Origin of the sequence: Citrobacter gillenii (assembly GCF_013337685.1) — a bacterium.
Lineage (GTDB): Bacteria > Pseudomonadota > Gammaproteobacteria > Enterobacterales > Enterobacteriaceae > Citrobacter > Citrobacter gillenii.
On sequence record NZ_SUQN01000001.1, the window covers coordinates 690,372 to 713,191 of the forward strand.

Here is a 22,820-nt window from a genome sequence, read left to right on the forward strand (position 1 = left end):
AAAGTCTCCCCACAATGGGAGACTTTTGTTATGGTCCATTAACACCTTTTATCATTGCGTCTAATAGCGAGATGAAAAGTGAATGTAAATAATGTGTTTTTATTTATAACAATAAATTAACTGAGAGGTTTTATCATGATTTCTGCGAGCGCCCTGAACTCAGAACTCATTAATAAAATCGCACAGGATTTTGCACAGGCCACCAGTCTGGCCGTTGTGGTTGTCAATATTCACGGTGATGAAATTTCTGAACTCTTTAATTTTACCCCTTTCTGCCAGTTGATGCGCCAGCACCCGCAACACAGCACGCGATGCCGTATGAGCGATCGTTGTGGGGGCCTTGAAGCATCAAAATCAGACCAGCCGTGTATTTATCGCTGTCATGCCGGCCTTACCGATTTTTCTATCCCTTTGGTGATTGCAGGCCACTTGGTTGGATTTGTTTTATGCGGTCAGGTGCGCTTAAGCAATGACGTAGGCCTGGTTGATATTTTGAGTGTCGATGATCGCTGGCAAGCCGATCCCGAACTGCTCAATGAATTTCGTAATGTTCCGGAAATGGACTATTCTCGCGTCATCGCCTCTGCAGATTTGTTGAAGTTGATTGTTGAAAATTGCCTTAAAAAACAATTGAATTTCGTTGTCATTAAAGACAGTACACAGCAGTCAGAGTCGGTGCGTCCAACCCGTAGCCCGACTCCGCATGACAGTAAAATGAAAAAAGCGTTGCGCTATATCGACGCACATTTGTCGGATGAGCTTCGCCTCGAGGAGGTGGCTTCGCATGTTTATCTCAGTCCGTACTATTTCAGCAAGCTGTTCAAAAAATATCAGGGGATCGGTTTTAATGCCTGGGTAAACCAACAGCGAATGGCAAGTGCTAAAGAGTTGCTTTGTCATAGTGACTGGAGTATTGCCAGTATTGCGCGAAATTTAGGCTTTTCGCAAACCAGTTATTTTTGCAAAGTTTTCCGCCAGACATACCAGGTGACGCCGCAGGCTTTTCGCCAGCAAATTAGTGTTGTTTCGTCCGAAGAGTCAGCATAAATAGCAATATTTTGCTATTGCCGATTTTTGATATCGTATTGTATGTCCGTCATTATAAAATGAAAAATAAGGATAGAAGACAATAAATTGTCATAGCGCAACAAAGTAATAGTGTCTGAAGGATAAACTGCACCAGTTTTTATTTTTGTGATGAGATACAGTGTCTGTGTGAATGACTTTCTTTATTATTAATTGAAGCTTTCATACGGAATGCAAACTTAAGAATAAGCTGAATGACGCCATAACATTGGCTGAATGAGCGTAAAAGATATTTAAATGAATTTTTGTCATGAGGTGTGTTAATTCATCTCATGCCTGGAGCTTAATAGAATTTGCTCCTGAGCTGACAGGTTTACCACGTTTGTGGTAGGGAAGGGGGTGAGAATCCCCCGCAGCCCCCGCTGCTGTGATGCTGACGACCCCGTATAGACCACTGATCGCGAGATTGGGAAGGACGGGTGAGAATGACGCTAAGCCAGAAGACCTGCCTGTCAGTGACTACCAACAACTTCGGTGGGAAGTGGGTTGCTCAGATGCATACAGTCGAAAGACTGGGTATCTCTACACCCCTACCACCCTGAACAGGATCAGGGTATGGCGGCCAATTTTCGCGCGTTTGTTCTTGCAGGTACCGGAAGCGGCTGTGGTAAAACCACGGTAACGCTGGGCTTGTTGAGTCTGCTGAAAAAACGCGGTTTGCGCGTCCAGCCTTGCAAAGTCGGTCCTGATTATCTGGATACCGGCTGGCATACCGCCGTATCCGGCACAGCCTCCCGCAATCTTGATAGCTTCATGCTCCCCACTTCCACGCTGAACGCCTTATTTTGCGAACATATGCAGCATGCGGATATCGCCGTCATCGAAGGCGTTATGGGGTTGTATGACGGTTATGGTACGGACCCCAATTACTGCAGTTCCGCCGCGATGGCGAAGCAGTTGGGCTGTCCGGTCATTTTGCTGGTGGACGGTAAAGCCGTCTCAACATCAATTGCCGCCACGGTGATGGGATTCCAGCATTTTGATCCAACGCTGAATATTGCTGGCGTGATTGTTAACCGGGTAAACAGCGAAACGCATTACCAGCTACTTAAAGTCGCCATCGAACGCTACTGTTCGATACCGGTATTGGGCTATGTTCCCCGCGTGGATGGCGTGGCGCTCCCTGAGCGTCATCTGGGACTGGTGACCGCGCGGGAATCAATCGTCAATCAGTTGCCGTGGCAGGAATTTGCTACAACGCTTGAGCAAACGTTAGATATCGACGCGCTGCTGGCCTTAAGCCAGTTAGACACCCCACCGGTGGGCGAATGGCCCGCGCTTCCTGCCGCCGATGCCGGAGCTGGACTGACGCTTGCCATTGCTGATGACGAAGCATTCAACTTCTACTATCCGGATAACATTACGCTACTGGCGCGCACGGGCCTCAATATTGTCCGTTTCAGCCCGCTACACGACAGCCGTCTCCCTGATTGCCAGATGATCTGGCTAGGGGGCGGATACCCTGAGCTGCACGCAGCCGGGCTTGCCCGAAATTCCACCATGCTGGCGCAACTGCGTGCGGCTCATCAGCGCGGTGTGGCGATTTACGCGGAGTGCGGTGGTCTGATGTACCTGGGGAGTTCGCTGGAAGACAGCAACGGCGATATCTGGCCGATGGCGGATATTATTCCCGGTCACAGCAAAATGGGCAAACGTCTGACCCGATTTGGCTATTGTGAAGCGCAGGCCGAACAACAAACCTTACTCGCTGCGCCCGGTGACGTGCTGCGCGGACATGAATTTCACTATTCCGATTTTACCCCTCAAACCCAGGCCGTGATGAGCTGTCGCAAAGTTCGCGATGGCGAAACGTTACAGGCGTGGTCTGGCGGTTGGCAGGTTGGCAATGCGTTTGCCAGCTACCTGCACGTTCATTTTGCTCAGCGTCCTGAGATGCTTAATCACTGGCTGGACGCCGCGAGGAGCGTGAAATGACACTGCTCGCGTGGTGTGTCGCCTGGCTGCTTGATTTTATCATTGGCGATCCGCAGAGCTGGCCGCATCCGGTACGTTGGATTGGCAATCTCATTACCGCTGTGCAGCGCCTGGTGCGCCGCTACTGCCATAGCGATGGCATGCTGCGTATCGGTGGCGCAGTGCTGTGGGTTGTGGTGGTCGGCGTGACCTGGGGCGTTTCATGGGGCGTACTGGCGCTGGCGCAATCGCTTCATCCGTGGCTAGGGTGGGGCGTCGAGGTGTGGATGATCTTTACCGTGTTGGCTGGCCGCTGCCTGGCGAATGCCGCACGAGATGTCGAACGTCCACTGCGTGCCAATAATCTCACAGAAAGTCGGGAAAAACTCTCCTGGATTGTGGGGCGTGACACCTCACAATTACAGCCGAAACAGATCAATCGCGCGGTGGTGGAAACCATCGCTGAAAACACCGTGGACGGCATCATTGCACCGCTGTTCTTCCTGTTTCTCGGCGGTGCCCCGTTGGCGATGGCCTACAAAGCGGTGAACACCCTGGACTCCATGGTTGGCTATAAAAATGAAAAGTACCGTGCTATCGGGATGGTCAGTGCGCGACTGGATGATGTCGCGAATTTGATTCCTGCCCGACTGGGGTGGCTGTTGCTCGGGTGCGCTGCATTTTTATGCCGTAAAGACGGCTTCGGTGCATTACACATTGGTTGGCGCGATCGCTACAACCACAGCAGTCCAAACTGTGCCTGGTCCGAGGGGGCCGTTGCCGGGGCATTAGGCATTCGACTGGGTGGTCCTAACGACTACTTTGGCGAGCGCGTTGAGAAACCGTGGATCGGTGATGCACAACGAGACATTTCAGTAGACGACATTTCCCAAACGATACGATTGATGTGGGTAGCATCGACCCTGGCTCTGGCGCTATTTATTGCGCTGCGGTGGCTGTTGGTCGGTGTGGCCTGAGGACAAAACAATGCAATACATTCAGCAACCCCAGGCGATTGAAGCCAAAAGTTTCGACATCATTGGCGACATTATTCGTGAAACCCGCCCGGACTATCAGTTTGCCAGCCCATTACATGAGGCCATCATCAAGCGGGTGATCCACACCACCGCTGACTTCGACTGGCTGGACATTTTGTGGTTTTCCGATGATGTACTGGCGCAGTTTTGCGCCGCGTTAAACCGATCAAGCGTGATTTATACCGATACTACGATGGCCCTTTCCGGGATCAACAAAACGTTGCTGGCAAAATTCGGCGGAGAATGCCGCTGTTACATCAGCGACCCGCGTGTGGTGCGCGCCGCAAAAGAACAGGGTATCACTCGTTCGATGGCCGCCGTCGACATTGCGGTTCAGGAAGAGGGCGAAAAGCTGTTTGTCTTTGGCAATGCGCCGACGGCGCTGTTCCGCCTGATGGAACACGATGTTGCCGTGAGCGGCGTGGTCGGTGTGCCGGTAGGGTTTGTCGGCGCGGAGGAGTCGAAAGATGCGCTGACGAAAAGTCATCTGCCTGCCATAGCTGCCCTGGGCCGCAAAGGCGGAAGCAACGTCGCCGCCGCTATCGTCAACGCGATGCTCTACCACATGCAGGGGGCGCGATGAGCGACCAACCCTTTGACGCACCGGTATGGCACAACGGTAAAGCGCTGCGCAAAGGGTACACCACCGGATCGTGTGCGACGGCAGCAGCCAAAGTCGCTGCATTGATGGTATTGCGTCAGCATTTGATCCATCAAGTATCCATAGTCACTCCGTCCGGGGTCACGCTATGCCTGAACGTTGAGTCGCCGCACATTGAAGGGCTGCAGGCGATTGCCGCTATTCGTAAAGACGGCGGCGATGATGTGGACGCCACCCACGGGATGCTGATTTTTGCTCGTGTGACGCTAGACGACAGCGGCGAAATAGCGCTGCAGGGCGGCGAAGGTGTCGGCACGGTCACCCGCAAAGGAATTGGCCTACCGGTAGGCAGTTCGGCAATCAATCGCACGCCGCGTCAGACTATTGAGTCAGCGGTTCGCGAGGCGATCGGCCCAAATCGTGGGGCACAGATTGAAATTTTTGCCCCGGAAGGTGAAGAGCGGGCGCAGAAAACCTACAACTCGCGTCTGGGTATTCTGGGCGGCATTTCCATTATCGGCACCACCGGCATTGTTACGCCCATGTCGGAAGAGAGCTGGAAGCGTTCACTGTCGCTGGAGTTGGAAATCAAACGTGCGGCGGGACTAGAGCGTGTGGTGCTGGTGCCGGGTAACCATGGCGAACGTTTTGTCCGCGAACAGATGGGGATTGACACGCAGGTGGTGGTCACCATGAGCAACTTTGTCGGCTACATGATTGAAGAGGCCGTCCGCCTTGGGTTCAAACAAATCGTTCTCGTCGGACATCCGGGCAAGCTCATCAAAATTGCAGCGGGTATTTTCCATACCCACAGCCATATTGCCGACGCGCGTATGGAAACTCTGGTCGCCCACCTGGCGCTGCTCGGTGCGCCGCTGGAATTACTGACGTTGGTCAGCGACTGCGATACCACCGAAGCCGCGATGGAGCACATCGATGCCTACGGTTTTCAGCATATTTACGATCATCTGGCTAAACGTATCTGCATGCGTGTCCTGCAGACCTTGCGTTTTACCAAAAATCCGCCGACCTGCGACGCCATCATGTTCTCTTTTGATAACCAGATCCTCGGCAGCAACCGCCCGGTCACAGAGATTGCGCAGGAGATGACATGCTTACCGTTGTAGGGATGGGACCCGCGGGGTTGCATTTGATGACGCCCGCAGCACGCGAGTCTGTCGCCACGGCGGATGTGCTGGTCGGTGGTAAACGGCATTTGCAGCAGTTCCCGGATTTTACCGGCGAGCGGTTTGCCCTTGGCGCCAATATCCCGGAGTTATTAACCTGGATTGGCGAGCATCAGGGGAAGCATGTAGTGGTACTGGCCTCTGGCGATCCGTTGTTCTACGGCATTGGCACCCGGATGGTGGCGCATTTTGGCATTGAACATGTGCGCATTATTCCTGGCATCAGTGCGGTGCAATATCTGTGCGCGCAGTCCGGTATTGATATGAACGACATGTGGCTGACCAGTAGCCACGGCCGTAGCGTCTGTTTCGATGAACTGGCACGACATAACAAGGTGGCGATGGTCACGGATGCCCTGTGCGGTCCGCGCGAAATTGCACATCAGCTTATTGCCCGTGGTAAGGGGCATCGCTGGATGGTGATTGGCGAAAACCTGGCAATGGAAAATGAACGCATCCACTGCCTGCCGCTCAGTGAAATTAATGCCGACTATGACATGAATGCAGTGGTGATCCTCGATGAAAGATGAGCTTTTTCTGCGTGGAGAGAAGGTGCCGATGACCAAAGAAGCGGTACGTGCACTTGCCCTCTCAAAACTTGAATTACACCGTGCCACGCACCTGATTGATATTGGCGCAGGAACCGGCAGCGTGTCGATAGAAGCGGCGTTGCAATATCCATCGCTACGCGTGACGGCGATTGAGCGTAACCCGGCGGCACTCAGACTGCTGGACGAGAATCGCCAGCACTTTGCCTGCGCCAACGTTGATATTTATCCCGGTATCGCGCCGATGACCATCGCGGAAAAAGCTGATGCCATCTTTATGGGCGGCAGTGGTGGTCACTTGACCGACCTGATCGACTGGTCGATGCGCCAACTGCATCCCGCCGGACGGCTGGTAATGACCTTCATTCTTCAGGAAAACCTGAATACCGCGCTGGCGCATCTGGAGCACCTTGGCGTGCAGGGTGTGGACTGCCTGCAAATGCAGGTGTCATCGCTGACCACGCTTGGCAGTGGCCACTATTTCAAACCGAATAATCCCGTTTTTGTTATCGCCTGTCAGAAGGAAGGAAACCATGTCTGAGATATTTGATCCCCGTAGTGTGTGGTTTGTTGGCGCTGGTCCTGGCGATCGCGAGCTGATTACCCTCAAAGGTTACCGGTTGCTGCAGCAAGCGCAGGTGGTTATCTATGCCGGATCGCTGATTAACACCGAACTGCTGGAATATTGCCCACCTGACGCTGAGTGTCACGACAGCGCCGAACTGCATCTGGAACAGATCCTCGACCTGATGGAAGCCGGTGTAAAAGCGGGTAAAACGGTTGTGCGTCTGCAAACCGGCGACGTCTCGCTGTACGGCTCGGTCCGCGAGCAGGGTGAAGAGCTGACCAAACGCGGGATTGAATGGCAGGTGGTGCCTGGCGTCAGCGCGTTCCTCGGGGCAGCGGCAGAACTCGGCGTCGAGTACACGGTACCTGAAGTGTCGCAGAGTCTGATCATTACCCGTCTTGAAGGTCGTACGCCGGTACCGGAGCGCGAACAACTGGAGGCGTTTGCCAGTCACCAGACGTCGATGGCGATTTATCTTTCCGTCCAGCGTATCCATCGGGTGGCTGAGCGTCTGATTGAAGGCGGTTATCCGGCGACCACGCCAGTGGCGGTCATCTATAAAGCCACCTGGCCTGAAAGCCAGACCGTACGTGGCACCCTTGAGGATATTGGCGACAAAGTGCGCGATGCGGGGATCCGCAAAACGGCGCTTATTCTGGTCGGCAACTTCCTGGGCACGGAGTATCACTACTCCAAACTCTATGCGGCGGACTTTAGCCATGAATACCGTAAAGCCTGAGTCTATCGCGTTGTTCTGCCTGACGCCCGGCGGTGTTTTGCTGGCGAAGCGTCTGGCGGCAATGCTACCGGTGACCTGTTTCACCAGTGAAAAATTGCTGGAGGAGGGATTTCTTCCCTTCGAAAACGGGTTTGCCAATGCGGCCCGCGATGCGTTTGCGAACTATTCGGCGCTGATTTTTATCGGCGCGACCGGTATTGCGGTACGTGTGCTGGCCCCGCTGGTTAACGACAAGTTTTGTGACCCGGCGGTGGTCGTGATCGATGAGCGTGCGCAGCATGTCATCAGCCTGCTGTCGGGCCATGCGGGGGGCGCTAACACGTTGGCGCGCTACCTGGCGGGCATGCTGGGTGCGGATCCGGTGATCACCACGGCGACGGATGTGAATGACATGGCGGCCCTTGATACGCTGGCGTTTCAACTGAATGCGCGAATGACCGACTTCCGTTCGGTGGTAAAAATCGTTAATCAGATGCTGGTCAGCAACAAGCGGGTTGGCCTGTGGTGGGACGACGAACTGGCGCAGGACGTCAGTCATTGCGATCGTCGTGGTTTCATCACGGTGACTGACCTGAACCAACTCCCTGAACTCGATGCGCTGATTTGCATCACCTTGCGGACCGATCTCCCCGAGTTGCCCCTTCCGCACTGGAAGTTGGTGCCACAGCGGGTTGTCGCCGGGATTGGCTGTCGTCGCGATACGCCGTTCCCGCTGTTAGCTGAACTGCTTTCCCGCCAACTTGAAGCCCAACGGCTCGATCCGTTGGCACTAAAAGCCATCGGCAGCATTACGCTGAAAAAAGATGAACAGGGGCTTATCCAACTGGCTTCCTGCTGTCGCGTACCTTTCGAAACCTTTACTGCTGACGCGCTGCGTGAGCATGAACACCGTTTTCCTGCCTCATCGTTTGTGCGTAAAACGGTCGGGACGGGGAGCGTCTCCGGTCCTGCAGCCTGGCTGCTGAGCCATGGACAACTGTTAGGCGAGACCCTGCGTGAACAGGGTGTCACTATTACTTTGGGAGTTTCACACTGATGTTAACCGTAATTGGAATTGGTCCTGGCTCGCAGGCAATGATGACCATGGAAGCCGTTGAAGCACTGAAAGCGGCAGAAATTATCGTGGGTTACAAAACCTACACCCACCTGGTAAAAGCCTTCACCGGCGATAAGCAGGTGATCAAAACCGGGATGTGCAAAGAGATAGAACGCTGCCAGGCGGCGATTGAGCTAGCGCAGGCCGGTCATAACGTGGCGCTAATCAGCAGCGGCGATGCCGGAATTTACGGCATGGCCGGGCTGGTGCTTGAGCTGGTCAGCAAGCAGAAGCTGGATGTTGAGGTCAAGCTGATCCCGGGGATGACTGCCAGTATTGCCGCGGCCTCTTTGCTCGGTGCTCCGCTGATGCACGACTTCTGCCATATCAGTTTAAGCGACCTGTTAACACCGTGGCCGGTGATTGAAAAACGCATTGTGGCTGCGGGCGAAGCTGACTTCGTTATTTGTTTCTATAACCCGCGCAGCCGTGGCCGCGAAGGGCATCTGGCACGTGCTTTTGAGCTGCTTTCTGCCAGCAAAAGTGCACAAACGCCGGTGGGTATCGTGAAGTCAGCCGGACGTAAAAAACAGGAAAAATGGCTGACCACGCTCGGCGAAATGGACTTTGAACCGGTGGATATGACCAGCCTGGTGATTGTCGGCAACAAAACGACCTACGTTCAGGATGGCCTGATGATCACCCCACGCGGTTATGTACTGTGAATTACGGTGATGTGCTGGTCATGGGCGGTACCAGCGACGCGCGCATGCTGTGCCAGCAACTGGATGCGGCGAACGTGGCTTATACCCTGTCGGTAGCTACCCCAACGGGGAAACAGCTGGCGGGCGATATTAAAGGTCAGGTGCGCTGCGGACGTCTGGAGCGGGAACACATGGTTGCCTGGCTGCAGGAAAACCGTACGCGCTGGGTGATTGATGCCTCACATCCGTATGCCGAAGTGGTGAGTCGTAACATCATGAGCGCCTGTGAAGCAGCGGGCGTGCTGCTGAGCCGCTATCAGCGCCCTGAGCAGTTGAGTGGCTTAACGCATCCGCATCTGTACACCGTGCAGAGTATTCAGCAAGCCTGCGACGTAGCGCGTCGCTTTGGCGAACGTGTGCTGCTAACCACCGGCAGCAAAGATCTGGCTATCTGGCGCGCGGGGCTGCCGGAAAAAACACTGCTGGCCCGCGTACTGCCGGTGCCTGACGTTATCCAGCAATGCGCCGATTTAGGATTTGGCGTTGGCGAAATATTCGCCCTGTGCGGGCCGTTTAGCGCTGAGTTTAATGCCGTGTTTTACCGTCAGTGTCAGGCTGACGTGGTCATCACCAAAGCATCGGGCGCGGAAGGTGGTTATCAGGAAAAAGTACAACCCTGTCTGGATGCTGGGATCCCCTGCATCGTGATTACACGTCCGGCACCGTTGGTGACGGGAGAAGAATTACTGGATAGTCAGGCCGCATTTACGGCGCGTTTAGTGCGCTGGCTGGCTGTGGCTTAAGGAGTTAGAGATGAAAAAGGCGCTTCTGGTGGTCAGCTTTGGCACCAGCTATCACGACACCTGTGAGAAAAATATTGTGGCCTGTGAACGCGATCTTGCGGCCAGTTGCCCTGACCGTGACCTGTTTCGGGCATTTACCTCCGGGATGATCATCCGCAAGCTCAAACAGCGCGACGGCATTGACATCGACACGCCGTTGCAGGCCCTGCAAAAGCTGGCGGAGCAGGGGTATCAGGATGTGGCTATTCAGTCGCTGCACATCATTAACGGTGACGAGTACGAAAAAATAGTTCGTGAAGTACAAAGTATGCGCCCGCTGTTTGCCCGCCTGACGCTGGGGGTTCCCCTGCTGAGTAGCCATGATGATTACGCGCAACTGATGCTGGCGCTGCAGCAGCAGATGCCGTCGCTTGGTGAGCGCGAAAAAGTGGTGTTTATGGGGCACGGGGCCAGCCATCACGCCTTTGCCGCTTATGCCTGCCTCGATCACATGATGACCGCGCAGGGTTTCCCGGCGCGAGTTGGTGCGGTAGAGAGCTACCCGGAAGTGGATATTCTTATCGACAGCTTAGGTCGCGAAGGGATAACTGCGGTGCATCTTATGCCATTAATGCTGGTTGCGGGTGACCACGCTATCAACGATATGGCCTCCGACGAAGACGACTCGTGGAAAACATTATTTAACGCGGCAGGCATTCCGGCCACGCCATGGCTGAGTGGTCTGGGTGAAAATCCGGCGGTACGCGCCATGTTCGTGGCACATTTACAGCAGGCGCTGAGCGTGGCGCTGGAGGAAGCAGCATGAGTGGCAAATTGTATGCATTGAGCACCGGGCCAGGTGCCTCCGATCTGGTAACCGTGCGCGCGGCGCGCACGCTCGGCTCACTGGATATTCTCTATGCGCCCGCCGGGCGTAAAGGTGGCGACAGCCTGGCGCTGTCTATCGTTCGGGAATATGTCGGTGAGCAGACCGAAATCCGCTGCTGCCATTTCCCGATGAGCGCCGACAGTACCGAAAAAGAAGCCGTCTGGGATGAGGTTGCCGCTGCACTGGTTGCGGAAGTGGAGGCCGGCAAGCAGGTCGGTTTCATTACCCTCGGCGATGCCATGCTGTTCAGTACCTGGGTCTTTTTACTCCAGCGTATTGGTAATCCTGATTGGTTAGAAATCGTCCCCGGCGTGACCTCATTTGCTGCTATTGCCGCGCGCTCAAAAACGCCGCTCGCCATGGAACAGCAGTCGCTGGCGGTCGTCTCGTGCACTGCGCCGGAGGCAGAAATCCGGCAGGCGTTAAAGCAGCATGACAGCCTGGTGCTGATGAAGGTCTACGGTCGGTTTGCACGCATCAAGGCGTTGCTGCAAGAAGAAGGCATTCTGGACTGCGCGTTAATGATGTCCGAAGCCACGCTACCGGGTGAGCAGTGCTGGCGCCAACTCAGTGAAGTGAGTGACGATCAGCCGCTGCCGTATTTCTCGACCATTCTGGTCAATAAACAGTGGGAGTATGAAAGATGAAGCTAGAACACCAGCTAAAACAGCTGTCTTTCAGCGGGTTGGCTGCGGCGCTATTGCTGATGATTGTGCCTGAGCAGGCGTTTGCTATGCACATTATGGAAGGCTTTTTACCGCCGATGTGGGCGCTGGCCTGGTGGCTGCTGTTTTTACCCTGCCTGTGGTATGGGCTGGTGCGCCTGCGCCAAATTGTGCAGGAAGATAACCACCAGAAAGTGTTACTGGCCCTGTGTGGCGCGTTTATTTTCGTGCTGTCAGCGCTGAAAATTCCATCTGTTACCGGGAGTTGTTCGCATCCGACCGGGGTCGGTCTGGCGGTGATTCTGTTCGGGCCAGGCGTGGTGGCCATTCTCGGGGCCATCGTTTTGTTATTCCAGGCATTATTGCTGGCACATGGCGGTTTGACCACGCTGGGCGCTAATGGTATGTCGATGGCGGTTATTGGTCCGGTCGTCGGCTATATGGTGTGGAAGATGGCTTGCCGTGCGGGGTTCCGTCGTGATGTCTGCGTCTTCCTCTGCGCCATGCTGGCCGATCTGGTGACCTATTTTGTGACGTCGGTGCAACTAGGTGTTGCTTTCCCTGACCCGTCCGTAGGTGCTACGGGCTCCATCATCAAGTTCATGGGGATTTTCTGCCTGACGCAGATCCCAATCGCTATCGCAGAAGGCTTGCTCACGGTGATGATTTATGACCAGCTCACCAAACGGCAGCTCATCACCGCACAAGGACATTAACCATGAAAAAGACGCTGATTCTGTTAGCAATGGTGATTGGGCTGGTTGTCCTGCCATTTTTCATCAACCACGGTGGAGAATACGGAGGATCAGATGGCGAAGCGGAAAGCCAGATTCAGGCCATCGCTCCGCATTATGAGCCGTGGTTCCAGCCGCTGTATGAGCCAGCCAGCGGTGAAATTGAAAGTCTGCTGTTTACGCTTCAGGGATCGCTCGGTGCAGCGGTAATTTTCTACATTCTGGGTTACACCAAGGGCAGACAACGCCGTGATGACCGGTCTTGACAGGCTGAGCTACCAGAGCCGCTGGTTTCATGTCACACCGCAGCGCAAAATTCTGCTGTGGTTAGTGATGATGATTCTGGCGTTTACCCTGCCTCCGTTGGGGCAGGGTATCGAGCTGTTACTCATTGCCGCACTGAGCTGCTGGCTGCTGCGCATCTCTTTCTGGCGTTGGTGTCGCTGGATGGCGTTGCCGTTTGGTTTTTTGCTGGTCGGGGTAGTGACGATCCTATTCAGTGTGAGTCGCGATCCGCATAGTTTACTGGTTAGTCTGCCAGTGGGTAGCTACTGGTTAGGCGTCACCGAAGCGGGTGTACTCACTGCCAATGCAACATTCTGGCGAAGCCTGGCGGCGCTGGCATCCACCTTTTGGTTGGTACTTAATCTGCCGTTCCCGCAATTAATTCTTTTACTGAAATGGGCGCGCGTTCCGCGCCTGCTGACTGAGCAGATCCTGCTGACCTGGCGATTTATTTTTATTCTTTTAGACGAAGCGCTCGCTATTCACCGCGCGCAAACGCTGCGTTTTGGTTATCGTAGCGTGCCGCTGAGCTATCGCTCGTTGGCAATGCTGGTGGGGCTGTTGTTTACGCGTGTGTTAATCCGCTATCAGCAAATGACCACCACACTGGATATCAAACTGTATCAGGGTGATTTTCACCTGTAAGGATAAGTATGCTTGCCACCTCAGCGCTTTGGTTTCGCTATCAGGATGACCCGGTCCTCAAAGGGCTCACGCTGGATTTTTCCGCGCAGGCCGTCACTGGACTGGTGGGGGCCAATGGGTGCGGAAAATCCACGCTGTTTATGAACCTGAGTGGCTTGTTGCGTCCACAGCAGGGGGCGGTGATGTGGCAAGGAAAACCGCTGGATTACAGCAAGCGAGGCCTGCTGGCACTGCGTCAGCAGGTGGCGACCGTATTTCAGGACCCCGATCAGCAAATCTTTTATACCGATATCGACAGCGACATCGCCTTTAGCCTGCGCAATATTGGCGTGGATGAAAAAGAAATTGCTCGCCGGGTGGAAGATGCCCTGACGCTGGTGGATGCACAACATTTCCGTCATCAGCCTATTCAATGCCTAAGCCACGGACAAAAAAAACGCGTGGCGATCGCTGGCGCGCTGGTACTGCAGGCGCAGTATCTGCTGCTGGATGAACCGACTGCGGGCCTTGATCCCTCGGGCCGTACGCAAATGATTGAGATTATTAAACGGATCGTGGCGCAGGGAAATCATGTGGTTATTTCCAGCCATGATATCGATCTTATCTATGAAGTGAGCGACGCGGTTTACGTTTTGCGCCGGGGAGAAGTGCTGACGCACGGCACTCCCGGTGAGGTATTCGCGCACACGGACCTTATTGAACAAGCAGGATTAACTCAGCCCTGGCTGGTGAAGTTGCACACGGAGCTAGGCTTTCCATTGTGTAAAACAGAGGCTGAATTTTATCGTTGTATGCGAGAGAACGCACTGAAGGAGGCGTCATGACGCAGGCAATAATGTTGCAGGGAACGGCATCTGATGTAGGCAAAAGCGTATTAGTCGCCGGGCTGTGTCGTATTTTTTATCAGGATGGACGACGTACTGCGCCGTTCAAATCGCAGAACATGGCGCTGAACTCGGGTATTACGCCTGAGGGGAAAGAGATGGGGCGCGCGCAAATTTTCCAGGCTGAAGCGGCAGGGATCACCCCAGATGTACGTATGAATCCGGTGCTATTGAAACCGACCAGCGACCGCAAAGCGCAGGTGGTATTGATGGGCAAAGTGGCGACCGATATGGATGCGGTAAGCTACCACGAGTACAAACCGCGTCTGCGCGAGCAGATCATTTCGGTTTATAACAGCCTGGCGCAGGAATTTGACGTTATTGTGCTGGAAGGGGCGGGAAGCCCGGCTGAAATTAACCTGCGCGATCGCGATATCGTCAATATGGGGATGGCGGAGATGGCGCAGTGCCCGGTTGTGCTGGTGGCGGATATCGATCGCGGCGGCGTGTTTGCCTCGATTTATGGCACGCTGGCGCTGCTGCATGATCATGAACGCGCGCGCGTAAAAGGCGTGATTATCAATAAATTTCGTGGCGATGTGGCGCTGCTCTATTCCGGTATTGAACAAATTGAAGCGCTGACCGGCGTTCCCGTACTCGGCGTGATGCCGTGGCTGGATGTTGATCTCGAAGATGAAGATGGCGTCGCGCTGCAAAAAGGCAAATATTTACGTACTGACAAACGCGATATCGAGATTGCTGTGGTGCAACTGCCGCATATTTCCAACTTTACGGATTTTAATGCGCTGGCCGCCCAGCCGGACGTTCGGGTGCGCTATGTTCGCCACCCGGAAGAGCTGGCAGGCGTCGATCTGGTGATTTTGCCAGGCAGTAAAAATACGCTCGGCGATTTAGTCTGGCTGCGCGAAAGCGGTCTTGCGCACAGCGTGTTGCAGTTACACCGTCAGAATGTGCCGGTGGTGGGGATTTGCGGTGGCTATCAAATGCTCGGCGAGACCATTATCGATGACGTGGAGTCGGGCCTGGGAACGCTGCCGGGCCTTGGCTTGCTCGATACCGTTACCCATTTTGCGCAGCACAAAACCACGACCCTGGTTGAAGGGCAAATGTCGGCCACATTGCCGGACTGGCTGGCAGACGCCTCAGGGTTAGCTGTTCGCGGCTATGAAATTCATATGGGTGAAACGGTGTTATCCGGGGAGTGTCAGTCGGTGATGACGCTGCAAAAAGAGGGCGGTAACGTTGCTGATGGCGCGGTGACTCACGACGGTCTGGCGTTCGGCACCTATCTCCACGGCCTGTTTGATAGCGATGAATTTACGCGCGCGCTGGTGAATGGCCTGCGGGTGCGCAAAGGGTTAGCACCACTGGATTCAACCTTCCATTACGCGCAATATAAATCACAGCAGTTTGATCTGCTGGCGGATGCGATGCGGCAACACATCGATATTGAGAAAATTTATACCATCATGCAGCAACACCAGGAGCCAGTATGATGATTCTGGTTACCGGTGGTGCCCGTAGCGGCAAGAGCCGTCACGCAGAGGCGCTGATCGCGGACTCCCCAAACGTGCTGTACATCGCGACGTCGCAGATTTTCGACGAGGAGATGGCGGCGCGAATTCAGCACCATCGTGATGGACGCCCTGCGCACTGGCGTACAGCCGAGCGCTGGCAACATCTTGATGCGCTGATTACGGCCGAGAACGATCCGCACGAGGCGATTTTACTGGAATGCATTACCACGATGGTGACGAACCAGCTGTTTGCGTTAGGCGGCGACAGTTCACCGGATGGCTGGGACTACGCCGCGATGGAACGGTCCATTGAGGATGAGATCCGTGTGCTGATTGACGCTTGTCAGCGTTGCCCGGCAAAAGTCGTGCTGGTGACTAACGAAGTGGGGATGGGGATTGTTCCGGAAAATCGTCTGGCGCGGCATTTTCGCGATATTGCTGGACGGGTAAACCAGCGCTTGGCGGCAGCGTCAGATGAGGTCTGGCTGGTGGTATCTGGAATTGGAGTCAAAATTAAATGAGTAAGTTGTTTTGGGCAATGCTCTCTTTTATCAGTCGCTTGCCCGTTCCTGCACGCTGGTCGCAAGGACTGGAGTTCGAACAGTACTCGCGCGGCATCGTCATGTTCCCGCTGATTGGCGTGGTGCTGGGAGGGTTGACGGGACTGGTCTTCATGGCGCTGCAAACCTGGTGCGGTATCCCGCTGGCAGCGCTGTTTAGCGTGCTGACGTTGGCGCTGCTGACCGGCGGTTTTCATCTTGACGGTCTGGCGGATACCTGTGACGGCGTGTTTTCTGCTCGTCGGCGCGAGCGGATGCTGGAAATAATGCGCGACAGCCGCCTGGGGACCCACGGCGGACTGGCGCTGATCTTTGTTCTGCTGGCTAAAGTGCTGGTGGTGAGCGAACTGGCTCTACGCGGAACGCCAATGCTGGCTGCACTGACTGCAGCCTGTGTGGCAGGGCGTGGAACCGCAGTTCTGCTGATGTACCGGCATCGTTATGCCCGCGAAGAAGGGCTGGGAAATGTCTTTATAGGCAAAGTAACCGGACGACAAACCTGCGTTACGTTGGGGCTTGCGGCGATCCTTGCTGCTGTACTGCTTCCCGGCATGCGTGGAGTGGCGGCGCTGGTCGTCACGATGGTGGCAATTTTCATTCTTGGGCAATTATTAAAACGCACGTTAGGTGGGCAGACCGGCGATACGCTTGGCGCGGCCATCGAACTTGGCGAGTTGATCTTCTTACTGGCTCTGCTTTGAGCCAGTCAACACATTGAGAACCCTTATGCAGACTTTATCCGCTTTACTCCACGCGATCCCTTCTCCCGACAGTGCTGCAATGTTACGCGCACAGCAGCATATTGATGGCTTACTTAAACCACCGGGCAGCCTGGGACGTCTTGAGTCCCTGGCCGTGCAACTCGCCGGTATGCCAGGCCTGAAGGGCGTGCCGCGCGTGGGAGGGAAAGCGATGCTGGTGATGTGCGCCGATCACGGCGTCTGGGATGAAGGTGTGGCTGTTTCGCCGAAAGTGGTTACGGCGATTCAGGCAGCAAATATGACGCGTGGCACGACCGGCGTTTGCGTACTGGCGACCCAGGTTGGCGCAAAGGTTCATGTGATTGATGTGGGGATTGACGCTGAACCTATTCCTGGCGTGGTGAATATGCGCGTTGCGCGTGGCTGCGGCAATATTGCTGAAGGCCCGGCAATGCACCGTTCTCAGGCCGAGGAACTGTTGCTGGAAGTGATGCGCTATACCCGTGAACTGGCGAAAGAGGGCGTCACGCTGTTTGGCGTCGGCGAGTTGGGCATGGCCAATACCACGCCTGCGGCGGCGATTGTTAGCGTACTGACCGGCAGTGATGCTGAGGCGGTGGTGGGGATTGGCGCTAACCTGCCACTCTCGCGGGTGGGCAATAAGGTGGATGTGGTGCGTAGGGCGATCGCCGTTAATCAGCCCGACCCCACAGATGGTATCGATGTGCTGGCCAAAGTCGGTGGTTTTGATCTTGTGGGGATGACGGGTGTGATGCTGGGGGCTGCCTCCTGCGGTCTGCCGGTGTTGCTGGACGGGTTCCTTTCTTATTCCGCTGCGCTGGCAGCCTGTCAGATTGCGCCTGAGATTAAGCCGTACCTGATCCCATCACATTTTTCCGCCGAAAAAGGTGCCCGTACCGCCCTGGCGCATCTGGAACTAGACCCGTATCTCAACATGGGCATGCGTTTAGGTGAAGGCAGCGGTGCCGCGCTGGCAATGCCGATCGTTGAGGCCGCCTGCGCCATGTACAACAATATGGGGCATTTAGCCGCCAGCAATATTGTGCTTCCGGACGGTAAGGAAGCGTAGTCAAGCTGCACCCCGCTCAACGGCGGGGTTCTTGTTGGTAGGGGCCGTCGTAACCCCGTTAACCCGATAAAAAAGCTATAATTAACGGATATCTGCTGCGGCGAAGGAAAGGACAATGATGCGTCGTGTAAAACTGTTGTGTTCACTTATCATACTGCTTGCCGGCCAGGGAGCTCAGGCGGTGAGCTATCCGTTGCCGCCAGAGGGCAGCCGCCTGGTCGGCAGTCCGCTGACTATTACGGTGCCGCCAGCCAATACGCAACCGCTGGAAGCATTTGCGGCGCAGTACGGGCAGGGGCTGAGCAATATGCTGGAAGCCAATCCGGGGGTGGATGTCTATTTGCCGAAGTCGGGCTCTACGTTGGTGGTGCCACAGCAGGTTATTTTGCCGGATACCGTGCGCGAGGGCATTGTTATAAACGTCGCTGAAATGCGTCTTTACTATTACCCCAAAGACAGCAATACAGTTGAAATCTTACCCATCGGTATCGGTCAGGCGGGGAGAGAAACGCCGCGCAACTGGGTGACGACGGTACAGCGCAAGCAGGAAGCACCGAGCTGGACGCCAACAGCAAATACCCGCCGGGAATACGCCGCGCGTGGCGAAAGCTTACCGGCGTTTGTTCCGGCCGGGCCGGAAAATCCGATGGGGTTGTACGCCATTTATATTGGCAAGCTGTACGCTATTCACGGCACCAATGCTAATTTCGGAATTGGGCTGCGAGTCAGCCAGGGCTGTATTCGCCTGCGCAATGACGATATTAAATACCTGTTTGATACCGTGCCGGTGGGAACGCGGGTTCAACTTATCGACCGGCCTGTTAAATACAGCACTGAGCCAGACGGTAGCCGCTGGGTTGAAGTTCATGAACCGTTGTCACGCAACCGCAGCGAATATGAGTCGGATAAAAAGATCCCACTGCCGGTGACTCCGGCATTACGCAGTTTTGTGAGCGGAGAGGGAGTGGACGTCAGTCGTGCTAATGCAACGCTGGAACGCCGCTCCGGGATGCCAGTGAATATCAGCCAGGTGCAGAGATTCTAATCACTACCACGCGCGGCCTGTATGTTACTGTCAGGCCGCGTGCTTCGTTTGAAACTGACCCATTTTCACAAAACCAATATGGTCCGCCATCAACTGCGCTTCATGCTCACTGTGGGTGACCAGCAGCGCCGTTTGTCCGGCGGCGCGCAAAATATCCCGCACCTCGCCACCCAGACGCTCGCGGGTGCTTTTATCCAGACTGGAAAACGGTTCATCCAGCAGCAGAATATCCGGATGTGGCGCCAGGGCGCGGGCCAGGGCGATACGCTGCTGCTGCCCGCCAGAAAGCTCATGAGGGTAATGGCTGGCGTGGCTGTGTAGTTCAACCATTTTTAACAGCTCGGTGACTCTGGCCTGTTGCGCTTCTCGTGGCAGACGGCGCAAACCAAAGGCCACGTTTTGTTGGGCTGTCAGATGTGGGAATAACGCGTATTCCTGAAACACCATGCCGACATGCCGTTTTTCCGGCGGCAGATGCACGCCGGGGCCAGCAACACGCCGCTGTGAAACATAAATCTCTCCGCGTTGCAGGCGTTCAAATCCGGCGACCGCGCGCAAAACCGTGGTTTTCCCACAGCCTGACGCACCCAGCAGGCAGGCGATTTCGCCTTTGCGCACCGACATTGAAAAGCCGGTCAGCACCGATTGCTGGCTGTTGCCGTAGGCCACGTGTACATCCTGGAGTCGTAACGCGATTTCTGACATTGTTGCTCTCTCAACCACGGCGCGTCATTTGATGACGAACCAGCAAAATAACAGGCAGTGTGCCGGCTAAAACAATCATTAGCGCAGCAATTGCCCCTTCTTCATAGGTACCTCGCGCCGCTTCTGCATAAAGCAGCGTGGCCAGCGTTTCGAAGTTTACCGGGCGTAGTAGCAGGGTAGTGGGCAACTCTTTCATTGCATCGGCAAACACCAGCAATGCACTGCTTACCAACGCTGGACGCAGCAGCGGGAAATGCACGCGAGCAAACGTACCGGCCCCATTTTCTCCCAGTAAACGTGAGGCTTGCTCAAGGGAAGGAGGAATACGGCCCAGCCCGGAATCCAGCGCGCCGATGGCTATGGCCTGAAAACGCATCGCACAGCAAATGATCAGCAAAATACCGGCAGACATCAGCGGTAAACCGCGCATGTCGAGCAGATCGGCCAGCCAGCGGTCAACCGCCATCGCCGGGGGAAGAAAACCAATCGCCAGAATCGTACCAGGCACGGCGTAACCTAACGAGGCCAGACGCATCACACCGCGACGAAAGCCGGGCATTGCGTTGTCTGCGGCGCTACGACGTGCGCTCCACGCTACCAGCATGCTGACGCAAATCACCACCAGCGTGGTACCAGCCGCCAGCGATAGCGTGTTTTGCAATGCAGAAAGTAATGACGCGGACAGCGGATTCTCACCGCCTAACCGTTTGGCGCTCTCCCACAGTAAAAACAATACCGGGGCCAGGAAACCCAGTACAACCGGGAGCGAAATAACCACGCCGAGCAGCCAACCGCGCCAGCCATGCACGCGCGTGGGTTGAATTTCTCGCAGACTGCGACTGCTGAATCCTTGTTTTCTGCGACCGTAAAACTCCAGCGTCAGGATAAAAAAGATAAACATCAACATCATGCAGGCGATTTGCGCCGCAGCGGATAAATCAGAGCGCGAGATCCACGTGGTGTACACGGTGACGGTTAAGGTTTGTACCCCAAGGAATTCCGACGCGCCGATATCATTGAGCGTTTCCAGCAGCGCCAGGCTGATCCCGACCGCCAGCGCCGGACGGGCCATTGGCAGGGCCACGCGGAAGAAGGTTCCGCTGGCGCTGCAGCCCAGGGTACGTGCCGCCTCCAGCAAATGCGCAGGCTGGCTGATAAACGTGGCGCGAGTGGTTAAATAAACATACGGATACAGTACTAAACCGAGCAGCAGGATCGCGCCGGAAAGGGAGCGTAAATCCGGCAAGCGGAACTGTCGCGGGCTATCGAAACCGAGTAAAAAACGGATGAAGGTTTGCAGTGGGCCAATGGGATGCAGTAAATCGAGCCAGGCAAAGGCCACGATATAGGTCGGCATCGCCAGCGGCAGCAGCAGCGCCCAGCTCAGTATTTTGCGCCCAGGAAAATCCCATGCAGTGACTGCCCACGCGCTGCCAACGCCAATCACGCCGACCATGACCGCGACACCTGCCAACAACAGTACAGTGTTTTTTAACGCAGAGGGCAACACCCAGGTGATGAGATTATCCCAGTGAGACAAATCAGCCTGTGTGGCCTGCCAGATGAGCGCCACAATAGGGGTCAGGACACCGAGTGCAATACACAGGGCACCAAGATGTAACGGCGTTAATAATGACTGCGGCCCGGAAACCAGGCCGCGTAACGTCGGAAGCAATAGCGGTTTATTGATCGAATCCAACTTTATCTACCAGCAGACTAGCTTGTTTACGGTACTTCACGATTTCAGTTAACGGGATCTTGTCGACGTCGATTTCACCGATAGTGGCGCTGATAACCGGGTCGAGCGTTACACCTTTGAGTACCGGGTATTCGAAGTTCGCTTTCGCGTACTGTTGCTGGGCAGGTGCGGAAACCAGATATTCCATCAGCTTAACGGCGTCGGCTTTATTGGGTGCGTAACGGGCTACGGCAGCACCGCTAATGTTGACGTGCGTGCCGCCTTTCTCAAAGGTCGGTTTCACCACTTTAATGGCATCGCCCCACTGACGTGCATCGGTGCCTTCTTTGGCATTTTTCATATGACCGACGTAATAGGAGTTGGCGAGGCCAATATCACAAATCCCGCCCAGAATATCGCGGGCAACGTCACGATCGCCGCCGGTTGCTTTACGTGCCAGGTTCGCCTTCACGCCGCGCAGCCACTCTTCTGTTTTGGCCTCACCGTGGTGGGCAATCATGGCGGCAATCAATGCGGTGTTATACGGATGCTGCCCGGAACGGATACAGACTTTGCCTTTGTACTCCGGGCTTGCGAGCTGCTCATAATGCCAGTTATCGATAGGCATCGATTTCTCAGCGTAGAGCACGCGTGCACGCATGGAAAGCGCAAACCACTGATTATCTGCACCGCGCAGGTTAGCCGGAATGGCGGCTTTCAGCGCATCGGACTCTACCGGTTGCGTTACGCCCGCTTCGACTAAATCGATGAGGTTACCGGCATCGACGGTCATCAGCAGGTCTGCAGGGGAGTTCTTCCCTTCCGCTTTAACACGTTCAAGCATGCCATCCTTGATATACACCGTGCTCACTTTTATACCGCTGGTTTTTGTCCAGCTATCGAGCAGGGGTTGGATCAGGCCTGGTTCACGGGTGGTATAAAGCGTTAACGTATCCTGTGCGAAAGCCGGCAGGCTGACGGAGAGGACCAGGGCAGATGCAAGCGTGATACGGCGCAGTCCGGTGCGAGGCAGAGCATTCATCGTTTATATCCCAGAGTAATTGGAACGTACAGTGACCCGAGCAGGCGCTCGTTCTTTTGGCCCGCGTACAATAAATGATAATCACTAGCACTTACAATAATGGCAAAGTTTAAACGATTTACATTTACATAACTTTAAACAACGGTGTGATGTGGGGTTTACTCGGCGAAAAGTGGCGGGTAGAGAGAGGGTGAGACTCCCTGCCTCTAGTTCATGG

Annotated in this window: 25 protein-coding genes and 1 riboswitch; of the genes, 22 read left to right on the forward strand and 3 right to left on the reverse strand. The window is 55.1% G+C overall.

Annotated features, from left to right (window positions below; translation table 11 throughout):
* The first annotated feature begins 135 nt into the window (after nt 1-135).
* From pocR to ldtA, 22 genes are all read left to right on the forward strand, one after another.
* On the forward strand, nt 136-1,047 hold the full coding sequence (gene pocR, locus FCH32_RS03205) for a transcriptional regulator PocR (protein WP_117343318.1): 912 nt from the start codon (nt 136-138) through the stop codon (nt 1,045-1,047).
* A gap of 331 nt (nt 1,048-1,378) precedes the next feature.
* A riboswitch (cobalamin riboswitch) is annotated at nt 1,379-1,553 on the forward strand.
* 88 nt (nt 1,554-1,641) lie between these two features.
* Nucleotides 1,642-3,021 (forward strand): cobyrinic acid a,c-diamide synthase CobB, encoded by a 1,380-nt coding sequence (locus tag FCH32_RS03210; RefSeq protein ID WP_146716948.1) that lies wholly within the window; start codon nt 1,642-1,644, stop codon nt 3,019-3,021.
* Nucleotides 3,018-3,977 (forward strand): adenosylcobinamide-phosphate synthase CbiB, encoded by a 960-nt coding sequence (gene cbiB, locus FCH32_RS03215; protein WP_153879968.1) that lies wholly within the window; start codon nt 3,018-3,020, stop codon nt 3,975-3,977. Before FCH32_RS03210 ends, cbiB begins: the two co-directional genes overlap by 4 nt.
* Nucleotides 3,978-3,987: 10 nt before the next feature.
* Nucleotides 3,988-4,620: a cobalt-precorrin-8 methylmutase gene (locus tag FCH32_RS03220; RefSeq protein ID WP_096756656.1), complete on the forward strand. Its 633-nt coding sequence runs from the start codon at nt 3,988-3,990 to the stop codon at nt 4,618-4,620.
* Nucleotides 4,617-5,765 (forward strand): cobalt-precorrin-5B (C(1))-methyltransferase CbiD, encoded by a 1,149-nt coding sequence (gene cbiD / locus FCH32_RS03225; RefSeq protein ID WP_174360489.1) that lies wholly within the window; start codon nt 4,617-4,619, stop codon nt 5,763-5,765. Before FCH32_RS03220 ends, cbiD begins: the two co-directional genes overlap by 4 nt.
* Nucleotides 5,750-6,355: a cobalt-precorrin-7 (C(5))-methyltransferase gene (locus FCH32_RS03230; RefSeq protein ID WP_115258160.1), complete on the forward strand. Its 606-nt coding sequence runs from the start codon at nt 5,750-5,752 to the stop codon at nt 6,353-6,355. Before cbiD ends, FCH32_RS03230 begins: the two co-directional genes overlap by 16 nt.
* Complete coding sequence (locus FCH32_RS03235; protein WP_115258161.1) at nt 6,345-6,914, forward strand: decarboxylating cobalt-precorrin-6B (C(15))-methyltransferase; 570 nt, start codon at nt 6,345-6,347, stop codon at nt 6,912-6,914. The genes FCH32_RS03230 and FCH32_RS03235 overlap by 11 nt, the downstream gene beginning before the upstream one ends.
* Entirely contained in the window at nt 6,907-7,680 is a 774-nt protein-coding gene (locus tag FCH32_RS03240; RefSeq protein ID WP_096756660.1) for a cobalt-precorrin-4 methyltransferase, read from the forward strand. The genes FCH32_RS03235 and FCH32_RS03240 overlap by 8 nt, the downstream gene beginning before the upstream one ends.
* Nucleotides 7,661-8,716: a cobalt-precorrin 5A hydrolase gene (gene cbiG, locus FCH32_RS03245; protein ID WP_115258162.1), complete on the forward strand. Its 1,056-nt coding sequence runs from the start codon at nt 7,661-7,663 to the stop codon at nt 8,714-8,716. The genes FCH32_RS03240 and cbiG overlap by 20 nt, the downstream gene beginning before the upstream one ends.
* Nucleotides 8,716-9,441, forward strand: coding sequence for a precorrin-3B C(17)-methyltransferase (locus FCH32_RS03250; RefSeq protein ID WP_096756662.1), 726 nt, complete (start codon nt 8,716-8,718; stop codon nt 9,439-9,441). Before cbiG ends, FCH32_RS03250 begins: the two co-directional genes overlap by 1 nt.
* A complete protein-coding gene (locus FCH32_RS03255) occupies nt 9,438-10,223 on the forward strand; it encodes a cobalt-precorrin-6A reductase (RefSeq protein WP_117343323.1) in 786 nt (261 codons plus the stop codon). The genes FCH32_RS03250 and FCH32_RS03255 overlap by 4 nt, the downstream gene beginning before the upstream one ends.
* A gap of 10 nt (nt 10,224-10,233) precedes the next feature.
* Nucleotides 10,234-11,028, forward strand: a complete 795-nt coding sequence (gene cbiK / locus FCH32_RS03260) for a sirohydrochlorin cobaltochelatase (RefSeq protein WP_115258164.1) — start codon at nt 10,234-10,236, stop codon at nt 11,026-11,028.
* Nucleotides 11,025-11,738, forward strand: coding sequence for a cobalt-factor II C(20)-methyltransferase (locus tag FCH32_RS03265; protein ID WP_117343324.1), 714 nt, complete (start codon nt 11,025-11,027; stop codon nt 11,736-11,738). The genes cbiK and FCH32_RS03265 overlap by 4 nt, the downstream gene beginning before the upstream one ends.
* A complete protein-coding gene (gene cbiM, locus FCH32_RS03270; protein WP_096756666.1) occupies nt 11,735-12,472 on the forward strand; it encodes a cobalt ECF transporter S component CbiM in 738 nt (245 codons plus the stop codon). The genes FCH32_RS03265 and cbiM overlap by 4 nt, the downstream gene beginning before the upstream one ends.
* Before the next feature lie 2 nt (nt 12,473-12,474).
* Complete coding sequence (locus FCH32_RS03275) at nt 12,475-12,756, forward strand: energy-coupling factor ABC transporter substrate-binding protein (RefSeq protein WP_096756667.1); 282 nt, start codon at nt 12,475-12,477, stop codon at nt 12,754-12,756.
* Complete coding sequence (locus FCH32_RS03280; RefSeq protein ID WP_174360522.1) at nt 12,743-13,420, forward strand: energy-coupling factor ABC transporter transmembrane protein; 678 nt, start codon at nt 12,743-12,745, stop codon at nt 13,418-13,420. Before FCH32_RS03275 ends, FCH32_RS03280 begins: the two co-directional genes overlap by 14 nt.
* Nucleotides 13,421-13,428: 8 nt before the next feature.
* A complete protein-coding gene (locus FCH32_RS03285) occupies nt 13,429-14,244 on the forward strand; it encodes an energy-coupling factor ABC transporter ATP-binding protein (RefSeq protein ID WP_146716945.1) in 816 nt (271 codons plus the stop codon).
* The gene (locus FCH32_RS03290; protein WP_174360490.1) at nt 14,241-15,761 is read left to right on the forward strand and encodes a cobyric acid synthase; all 1,521 of its coding nucleotides are present in this window, start codon (nt 14,241-14,243) and stop codon (nt 15,759-15,761) included. Before FCH32_RS03285 ends, FCH32_RS03290 begins: the two co-directional genes overlap by 4 nt.
* Nucleotides 15,758-16,303, forward strand: coding sequence for a bifunctional adenosylcobinamide kinase/adenosylcobinamide-phosphate guanylyltransferase (gene cobU, locus FCH32_RS03295; protein WP_096756671.1), 546 nt, complete (start codon nt 15,758-15,760; stop codon nt 16,301-16,303). The genes FCH32_RS03290 and cobU overlap by 4 nt, the downstream gene beginning before the upstream one ends.
* Entirely contained in the window at nt 16,300-17,043 is a 744-nt protein-coding gene (cobS, locus tag FCH32_RS03300; RefSeq protein WP_135911858.1) for an adenosylcobinamide-GDP ribazoletransferase, read from the forward strand. Before cobU ends, cobS begins: the two co-directional genes overlap by 4 nt.
* 25 nt (nt 17,044-17,068) lie before the next feature.
* Nucleotides 17,069-18,133, forward strand: a complete 1,065-nt coding sequence (cobT, locus tag FCH32_RS03305) for a nicotinate-nucleotide--dimethylbenzimidazole phosphoribosyltransferase (protein ID WP_135911859.1) — start codon at nt 17,069-17,071, stop codon at nt 18,131-18,133.
* Nucleotides 18,134-18,251: 118 nt separating this feature from the next.
* Nucleotides 18,252-19,178, forward strand: a complete 927-nt coding sequence (gene ldtA / locus FCH32_RS03310; protein WP_117343330.1) for a L,D-transpeptidase — start codon at nt 18,252-18,254, stop codon at nt 19,176-19,178.
* Nucleotides 19,179-19,208: 30 nt separating this feature from the next.
* On the opposite strand, the gene FCH32_RS03315 is transcribed toward ldtA, so the two are convergent.
* The 3 genes from FCH32_RS03315 to FCH32_RS03325 are packed head-to-tail and all read right to left on the reverse strand — an operon-like array spanning nt 19,209 to nt 22,603.
* Nucleotides 19,209-19,883, reverse strand: coding sequence for an ABC transporter ATP-binding protein (locus tag FCH32_RS03315; RefSeq protein WP_135911860.1), 675 nt, complete (start codon nt 19,881-19,883; stop codon nt 19,209-19,211).
* A gap of 10 nt (nt 19,884-19,893) precedes the next feature.
* On the reverse strand, nt 19,894-21,582 hold the full coding sequence (locus tag FCH32_RS03320) for an ABC transporter permease (RefSeq protein ID WP_115258171.1): 1,689 nt from the start codon (nt 21,580-21,582) through the stop codon (nt 19,894-19,896).
* Nucleotides 21,566-22,603 carry an extracellular solute-binding protein gene (locus FCH32_RS03325; RefSeq protein ID WP_115258172.1) on the reverse strand — a complete coding sequence of 346 codons (1,038 nt, stop codon included), beginning with the start codon at nt 22,601-22,603 and terminating at the stop codon, nt 21,566-21,568. Before FCH32_RS03325 ends, FCH32_RS03320 begins: the two co-directional genes overlap by 17 nt.
* Between the last annotated feature and the right edge of the window lie 217 nt (nt 22,604-22,820).

Excerpts from the sequence above, each read along its gene's own strand:
- cobT (WP_135911859.1), top strand. The coding sequence starts at position 17,069 with ATGCAGACTTTATCCGCTTTACTCCACGCGATCCCTTCTCCCGACAGT.
- cbiK (WP_115258164.1), top strand. The coding sequence starts at position 10,234 with ATGAAAAAGGCGCTTCTGGTGGTCAGCTTTGGCACCAGCTATCACGAC.
- FCH32_RS03240 (WP_096756660.1), top strand. The coding sequence starts at position 6,907 with ATGTCTGAGATATTTGATCCCCGTAGTGTGTGGTTTGTTGGCGCTGGT.
- FCH32_RS03285 (WP_146716945.1), top strand. The coding sequence starts at position 13,429 with ATGCTTGCCACCTCAGCGCTTTGGTTTCGCTATCAGGATGACCCGGTC.
- FCH32_RS03275 (WP_096756667.1), top strand. The coding sequence starts at position 12,475 with ATGAAAAAGACGCTGATTCTGTTAGCAATGGTGATTGGGCTGGTTGTC.
- FCH32_RS03235 (WP_115258161.1), top strand. The coding sequence starts at position 6,345 with ATGAAAGATGAGCTTTTTCTGCGTGGAGAGAAGGTGCCGATGACCAAA.
- FCH32_RS03290 (WP_174360490.1), top strand. The coding sequence starts at position 14,241 with ATGACGCAGGCAATAATGTTGCAGGGAACGGCATCTGATGTAGGCAAA.
- ldtA (WP_117343330.1), top strand. The coding sequence starts at position 18,252 with ATGCGTCGTGTAAAACTGTTGTGTTCACTTATCATACTGCTTGCCGGC.
- FCH32_RS03325 (WP_115258172.1), bottom strand. The coding sequence starts at position 22,603 with ATGAATGCTCTGCCTCGCACCGGACTGCGCCGTATCACGCTTGCATCT.
- FCH32_RS03210 (WP_146716948.1), top strand. The coding sequence starts at position 1,642 with ATGGCGGCCAATTTTCGCGCGTTTGTTCTTGCAGGTACCGGAAGCGGC.
- FCH32_RS03230 (WP_115258160.1), top strand. The coding sequence starts at position 5,750 with ATGCTTACCGTTGTAGGGATGGGACCCGCGGGGTTGCATTTGATGACG.
- cobS (WP_135911858.1), top strand. The coding sequence starts at position 16,300 with ATGAGTAAGTTGTTTTGGGCAATGCTCTCTTTTATCAGTCGCTTGCCC.
- FCH32_RS03315 (WP_135911860.1), bottom strand. The coding sequence starts at position 19,883 with ATGTCAGAAATCGCGTTACGACTCCAGGATGTACACGTGGCCTACGGC.
- FCH32_RS03220 (WP_096756656.1), top strand. The coding sequence starts at position 3,988 with ATGCAATACATTCAGCAACCCCAGGCGATTGAAGCCAAAAGTTTCGAC.
- cbiD (WP_174360489.1), top strand. The coding sequence starts at position 4,617 with ATGAGCGACCAACCCTTTGACGCACCGGTATGGCACAACGGTAAAGCG.
- FCH32_RS03280 (WP_174360522.1), top strand. The coding sequence starts at position 12,743 with ATGACCGGTCTTGACAGGCTGAGCTACCAGAGCCGCTGGTTTCATGTC.
- FCH32_RS03250 (WP_096756662.1), top strand. The coding sequence starts at position 8,716 with ATGTTAACCGTAATTGGAATTGGTCCTGGCTCGCAGGCAATGATGACC.
- pocR (WP_117343318.1), top strand. The coding sequence starts at position 136 with ATGATTTCTGCGAGCGCCCTGAACTCAGAACTCATTAATAAAATCGCA.
- cbiM (WP_096756666.1), top strand. The coding sequence starts at position 11,735 with ATGAAGCTAGAACACCAGCTAAAACAGCTGTCTTTCAGCGGGTTGGCT.
- FCH32_RS03265 (WP_117343324.1), top strand. The coding sequence starts at position 11,025 with ATGAGTGGCAAATTGTATGCATTGAGCACCGGGCCAGGTGCCTCCGAT.
- cbiB (WP_153879968.1), top strand. The coding sequence starts at position 3,018 with ATGACACTGCTCGCGTGGTGTGTCGCCTGGCTGCTTGATTTTATCATT.
- cobU (WP_096756671.1), top strand. The coding sequence starts at position 15,758 with ATGATGATTCTGGTTACCGGTGGTGCCCGTAGCGGCAAGAGCCGTCAC.
- cbiG (WP_115258162.1), top strand. The coding sequence starts at position 7,661 with ATGAATACCGTAAAGCCTGAGTCTATCGCGTTGTTCTGCCTGACGCCC.